Origin of the sequence: Flavobacterium sp., assembly GCF_027483985.1 — a bacterium.
GTDB lineage: Bacteria > Bacteroidota > Bacteroidia > Flavobacteriales > Flavobacteriaceae > Flavobacterium.
This window is the reverse complement of the sequence record NZ_JAIXTJ010000015.1, coordinates 1-6,212: the sequence shown is the minus strand read 5'-3', so window position 1 is coordinate 6,212 and position 6,212 is coordinate 1. Positions and strand designations below refer to the sequence as shown.

Sequence of the window (6,212 nt, the reverse complement as noted above, 5' to 3'; positions counted from 1 at the left end):
TGCTATGAAAAAGAAATTACCTGTTTCCAAGTAATTAGTCAAATGTAGAAATAATTTTATAATTATGAAAACATATCTTTAACTTTTTCAAAAAAAGATTTATCGCTCTTTTCTGGATGCGGAATAAAGTTATCATCCGTCAGCGATTTTTCAAAGAATTGTCTTTGTTCTTTGTTTAATGTCTTTGGTGTCCAAACGTTTACGTGAACTAATAAATCACCACTTCCGTAGCTGTTTAAACTCGGAATTCCCTTACCTTTTAGTCGTAAAATCTTTCCGGATTGGATTCCTTCTTCTAGTTTTATTCTAACTTTTCCGTTTACGGCTTCAATTTCTTTAGAAACTCCTAAAGCGGCTTCGGGGTAACTTATATATAAATCGTAATGAAGATTTTCACCTTCACGTTTCAAAAATTCGTGTTCTAATTCTTCAATGGCAACAATTAAATCACCTGCAATTCCGTTTCCTGGTGCGTCATTTCCTTTGCTAGAAACTTTGAGCTGCATACCATCAACAACTCCGGCTGGAATTTTGATTGAAACTGTTTCATCTTCAAGAATCATTCCTTGAGCATCAGCATTGGCTGGTTTGCTTTCGATTGATTGACCTGCACCACCACAAGTTGGACAAGTGGTAGCAGTTTGCATTCTACCCAAAATTGTATTGGTTACACGTAAAACTTGACCTTGACCATTACAAGCAGAACAAGTTTTGTATCGCACACCTGGTGCTTGTACTTTTCTTTTAACTTTTACTTTTTTCTCAACTCCATTGGCAACTTCTTCTAAAGTTAATTTAACTTTAATTCGAAGATTACTTCCTTTCACACGACGTTGACCGCCCGAATTTCCGCCGAAACCACCAAATCCGCTGCCGCCAAAAGCGCCACCAAAAATATCACCGAATTGGCTGAAAATATCATCCATATTCATTCCGCCACCACCAAAACCACCTGAACCATCGAAAGCTTGATGTCCGTATTGGTCGTATTTTGCTTTTTTATTTGGATCGCTTAATACTTCATAAGCTTCAGCACAAAGTTTAAAATTTTCTTCTGCTTCAGCGTTTCCTGGATTTTTGTCAGGGTGAAATTCTATAGCTTTTTTGCGATAGGCTTTTTTAATTTCTTCTGGAGAGGCACTTTTTGTAATGCCTAATATTTCGTAAAAATCTTTTTTCATGTTCTTGTATTAAGATTTAAGTATCAAGAATTTAGACCAAGTCAAAACCCAATACATAAAAATATATTATTGTCCTAAAATAACCTTTGGGAAACGAATTATCTTGTCTCCTAATTTGTAACCTTTTTCGATTACGTCAACGATTTTACCTTTTAAATCGGCTGATGGCGCTGGAATTTGCGTAATTGCTTCTGCAAAATCAGCATCAAAGGCATCACCTGCTTTTATTTCAACTTCATCTAATCCTTTAGAAACTAAAGTAGATTTTAATTTTTCGTGAATTAATTCAACTCCTTTTAACAATACCTCATCTTCTGATTTAGAAATTTGTGCCATTGCTCTGTCAAAATCGTCAAGAACTGGCAGTAAAGCTTGCAATACCTCTTGGTTGGCAGTTCTAAACAACTCGATTCGTTCTTTGGAAGTACGTTTTTTATAATTTTCAAATTCAGCAAAAAGGCGTAAATGTTTGTCTTTTTCTTTTGCTAAATCTTCTTCTAGTTTTTGCTCAACGGTTAATTCTTCAGCAGCTTCAACCTCTGGAGTTACCTCATCTGTAGGAGTTTCTTCCGTTTGGTTGGCCAATTCATTTTCATTTTCAAGAATTTCTTTATCAGTATTTTCAGTACTCATTGTGCTTTTATTTTTAAATATATTTTTGATGTTCATCGTTGGTTTTTTGTTCCGAATTGTTTGGTTGCAAAAGTACTGCCATTTCTTTAAAAATGTCAAATTGTCACAAATTTTTACCCAGATGACATTGAGAAATTGCGAAGACGACAAAAATTATAATTGTTATTCAAAAATAATATCTTGTGAAAAGCTAAATTTAGCAGCCTAAAGATGGAGTTTAGCCGTGATGGGAGAAGTTACCGTGTAACTCGGACAGCGCGAAAATGGATTAAAAATTGCCTGAAGTGATGCTTCTTAAAGTTTCACACGAATTACACAAATTTACACGAATTTAGATTGTGATAAATTTGACCTTTGGTTTGATTTCAATTACAAAAAAGAGTTAGATCTAAATTCTTGAGACATTGAAATAAATTCAGAAAGACTCTGAAATAAATTCAGAGTAAACTTTAATAAAATTTTAAGAGTTTTGTTGCACGAAATCGTTATATTTGGGATTATAAAAGGTTATAATTCGCTGAAATACAAAAAATATTATTAATTCAAGTTGAAAAAAGTTCTAGCAAAATCTAGAACTTTTTTTATTTTATGATGTTTTCGAGTGCTTCTTTGGCCGTTGGAAATTGAAATTTGAATCCTAACTCTTGTGCTCTTTTTGGAAGAATATTCTTGTTGTTGAAAAGTAGAATATGCATTTCGCCAAGGATTAACTTCATTACAAACTGAGGAACATTGGGCAAGAATAAAGGTCTTTTTAGCTGTTTTGCAATAGCTTTGGTTAACTCTTGATTGCTAATTGGATTGGGTGAAACGGCGTTAATAATGCCTTCTGTTTGGTTTTGAATTACAAAATAATAAAGATTGGCCACATCGGTTAAATGAATCCACGATTGTAGTTGTTTGCCTGAACCAAAGCCTGAACCCACATACATCTTAATTGGTTTGATCATTTCAAGAAGTGCACCACCTTTTTCCGAAAAAACCACTCCGGTTCTCAATTTAGATACTTTTAGATTTAGAAGTTTGAATTGATCAGCGCTTTCCTCCCATTTTTGAACAACGTGTCCCAAGAATGTGTTGTCGATTTGGGTTGAAGTTTCATCATAAATATTGGTGTAACTATCGGGATAAATAGCTGTTCCAGATGCGGAGATGAAATGTTTGACTTGATTGGGAGCTTTTTTTACTAAATTGAACAGTAAATTGGCAGACAAAACGCGGCTTTCTATCAGTTCTTGTTTGTAAGAATTAGTCCAACGTTGCGAAATTGATGCGCCTGCAAGATGAACGATAGTATCAACACCATCAAGGCAAGTATCGTCGATTTTTCCTTCTTGTGGGTTCCAATAAAAACCGTAATAATTGGCCTTGTTTTGGATTTTTTGAGGTGATGTTGTTAAATAATGTATGGTATGATTGTGCTGTAAAAGTACTTCAACTAATTGTTTACCAATTAAACCTGTTGCGCCTGTAATTAAAATCTTCATTACTTTTTTTTTCAAAATTACGATTTATGATTCTAAATTATACGTTAATTGGTATTGGTTTAACTTTTGTTGAATTTTGTCAACACGAATTTTATTCTTTATTAGGTCGAAAGTTGACACGAATTGCACGAATTGGCACGAATTAATTTGAAATTTTTATTACACGAATTTTTAAAATTTATAGTAATTATTTAGATAGAAAGCTGACACGAATTGCACGAATTAACACGAATTAATTTGAACAAAGATTATAAGAATAGTAAAGCACTTCGACTGCGCTCAGTGTGACAACAAGAGCAGTAGAAATGAGTTCTTGAGAATCTCAAACGAGTTCTTGAGAATCTGAAACGAGTTCAGATTAAATAAAAAATCCCAACTTTCATTGGGATTTTCGTTACAACTAAAACTATAAATAAATTCTAAAGGCCTGAAACGCTTCCGCCTGAAGTTTCTTCTTTGACAATGGTCTGTGGTTTGTTGGTATATTCAATTGAACTTCCGCTTGATGCTTTTGCTTTTAATAAAACCCTTGGATTTACTTGGGTTGAACTTCCGCTTGTGGATTGGGATACTACTTCGTTTGCTAAAAGATTTCCTGCTTCGATTTCGCTTCCGCTTGATGCTGCTGATGTGAATTTTAGTGCTTTTCCTGAAATTGTAATATTACTTCCGCTTGTTGATTCGCTTGAAATTGTATCGAATTCAGCGTTTATGTCTATTTCACTTCCGCTACTTGATTTAACATACATTTTTGATCCTTTTAAAACCGATGTACTTGATAAATTAGAACCGCTAGTGGTTTCTAAACCTTCAATTACTGGAATTGTAACTCTCACAACTTCTTTTTCAGCGCTGTAAATATTTTCGTCTGACGAAACTACTAAAGTTCCATTCTCAACTTTGGTTGTGATGTGTTTTAGCAAATTTTCATCAGCCTCAACTTCAACTTTTACAACATCACCTTGTTCAACGATTACTTCCAAGCCTCGACTTACAGAAATCTTAGTGAAAGTTTCAGATATTTTTCGTTGTTCCGTTTGAACGTTTCCGTTTCCTTTTACACCTTCAAATACTTGATTACACGAAGTAAATAGTATAGCAACAATTGCAGCTACCAATATTTTTGTACAAAAAACTATAAATTTTATCATGACTATTTAGTTTTAATGATTATTCCGTCTTTATTGATTGTTAAACTTCCTTCGTCGCCTTTTCCTGTTGTGGTTTGAATGACTTCTTTACCATTCACTTTTACTGATACAGATTTGATAGTATCATTTCCTTCAGTAGATGAATTTTCATCACCTTCTATATCAAAAGTACCATTTATTTCAACATCACCATCTTCGTTTGGGCAATTCAAGCAATCTAATTCAGTTCCTTTTACTTTATATTTGTAGCCTTCTGGTCCATAATAATAATCGAAATCGGCATTGTTTCCGCTTAAATAATCTTCTACATTTTCGTTAGGATAATATACAATTCCTTCTGGTAAATATAGGTAAACCTCAACCATTTGACCTCTAAATTTATTTTTTATCTCAGTAGTAAAATAGTTATCTAAAATTATTTCATTACCAATGATCTTGTAACTGTATTTAATTTTTTGCGCTCTTTGATTGGCTTCTGCAAATGATTTTCCTTGGGCTAATTTTTCTATTTGCACATATGGGAAAGCTTTGTCTGTTTTTTTCAAGTGGATAGTTACATTCGTTGAATGGATAACCTCATTTCCTAATGAATCTTGAACAAGTCTGTAATCACTTCTCTCATCAATTCTTTTGGAATAGAAATCATTGTAGGCAAATCTGACTTTTAAAGTATCGGTTGCAGCAATAGTCATGTTTTGTTTTTCTAATGCTTTGCCTGAGTAGGCCAATTGATTAGCTTCACTGATTCCTAATGAAATTAAAATTCCGATAGCAATTATCCAAATGGCTAACAAGCTATATTTAGCAATATTTCCAATTGATTTTAAGTTAGTTACTAATAATTTCAAACCTAAAATTAGAAGAAAAAACAATGGAATTCCTGCCGCAAAAAAGAATAATATTCCTTGAGCCCAAATTGGCGTTTCTAATCCGATTGGAGTTTTTATGAATTCAACAATTTTGTTATCTGGCATTGATGATGAAAATATCATTACAATGGAAACAACAGCCACAACAGCCAAAACAATTGAAGAAAAAACAACTAATAATGCTCCCAAAACTTTTGCAAAAGCTCCAAAAACGCTTGTAAAAGCCGCACTTAATTTAGAACCTGCAGATTCAGCCGTTGACTTCAGTTGGTTTCCCATTTTATCATAGTCAGCATTTTTTATTTTATCAGAAACGTTTTCAAACTCTTCTCTAACTTTTTTCTCGATATTAGATATTGTAACCGGTTCGCCAGTCATTTCTAATTTTTCAGAAGTTGTAATGGCTTTTGGCGTTGCAATCCATAAGATTAAATACACTATTAAAAACCAACCTGCTGTAGCAAGAGTAAGAATTATAAAAATTACCTTTATCCAAACTGCTTCAACACCAGTATAATAACTTAATCCTGTACAAACTCCCGCAATCAAACCTCTATCTTTATCTCGGTATAATTTTTTAGTTTTATTTGGAATATAAAACGATTCACTTTTTGGAGTTTCAGCATCATCGTCAATACGATAATCTTCTGGTTGTCCCATAACGGCAACTACTTGATCAACATCAACATTATTGATTACATGTTTGTCGCTTTTTTGTCTTTCTGTAAAAAGCTCAGCCACGCGCATTTCAATGTCTTTCATTATTTCATCCTTACCTGATGAATTTGAAAGTGAACGTTTTATAGCATCAAAATATCTTGATAACTTTTGGTATGCATCTTCATCTATGTGAAAAAATAAACCACCTATATTAATATTTACTGTTTTGTT

The 6,212-nt window shown here is 33.2% G+C and carries 5 protein-coding genes; all 5 read right to left on the bottom strand.

Features of this window, described 5'->3' with window-relative positions; genetic code table 11:
- Positions 1 to 62 precede the first annotated feature (62 nt).
- Positions 63 to 1,181: a molecular chaperone DnaJ gene (gene dnaJ / locus Q0050_RS02800; RefSeq protein ID WP_298392471.1), complete on the bottom strand. Its 1,119-nt coding sequence runs from the start codon at positions 1,179 to 1,181 to the stop codon at positions 63 to 65.
- A gap of 66 nt (positions 1,182 to 1,247) precedes the next feature.
- Positions 1,248 to 1,850: a nucleotide exchange factor GrpE gene (locus tag Q0050_RS02795; RefSeq protein ID WP_298392469.1), complete on the bottom strand. Its 603-nt coding sequence runs from the start codon at positions 1,848 to 1,850 to the stop codon at positions 1,248 to 1,250.
- Positions 1,851 to 2,395: 545 nt separating this feature from the next.
- Positions 2,396 to 3,301, bottom strand: coding sequence for a TIGR01777 family oxidoreductase (locus tag Q0050_RS02790; RefSeq protein WP_298392466.1), 906 nt, complete (start codon positions 3,299 to 3,301; stop codon positions 2,396 to 2,398).
- A 419-nt stretch (positions 3,302 to 3,720) separates the two neighbouring features.
- Complete coding sequence (locus Q0050_RS02785) at positions 3,721 to 4,452, bottom strand: head GIN domain-containing protein (RefSeq protein ID WP_298392465.1); 732 nt, start codon at positions 4,450 to 4,452, stop codon at positions 3,721 to 3,723.
- 2 nt (positions 4,453 to 4,454) lie between these two features.
- On the bottom strand, positions 4,455 to 6,212 hold a 1,758-nt coding region (locus tag Q0050_RS02780), incomplete at its 5' end, for a PspC domain-containing protein (RefSeq protein WP_298392463.1).

Excerpts from the sequence above, each read along its gene's own strand:
- Q0050_RS02785 (WP_298392465.1), bottom strand. The coding sequence starts at position 4,452 with ATGATAAAATTTATAGTTTTTTGTACAAAAATATTGGTAGCTGCAATT.
- dnaJ (WP_298392471.1), bottom strand. The coding sequence starts at position 1,181 with ATGAAAAAAGATTTTTACGAAATATTAGGCATTACAAAAAGTGCCTCT.
- Q0050_RS02795 (WP_298392469.1), bottom strand. The coding sequence starts at position 1,850 with ATGAACATCAAAAATATATTTAAAAATAAAAGCACAATGAGTACTGAA.
- Q0050_RS02790 (WP_298392466.1), bottom strand. The coding sequence starts at position 3,301 with ATGAAGATTTTAATTACAGGCGCAACAGGTTTAATTGGTAAACAATTA.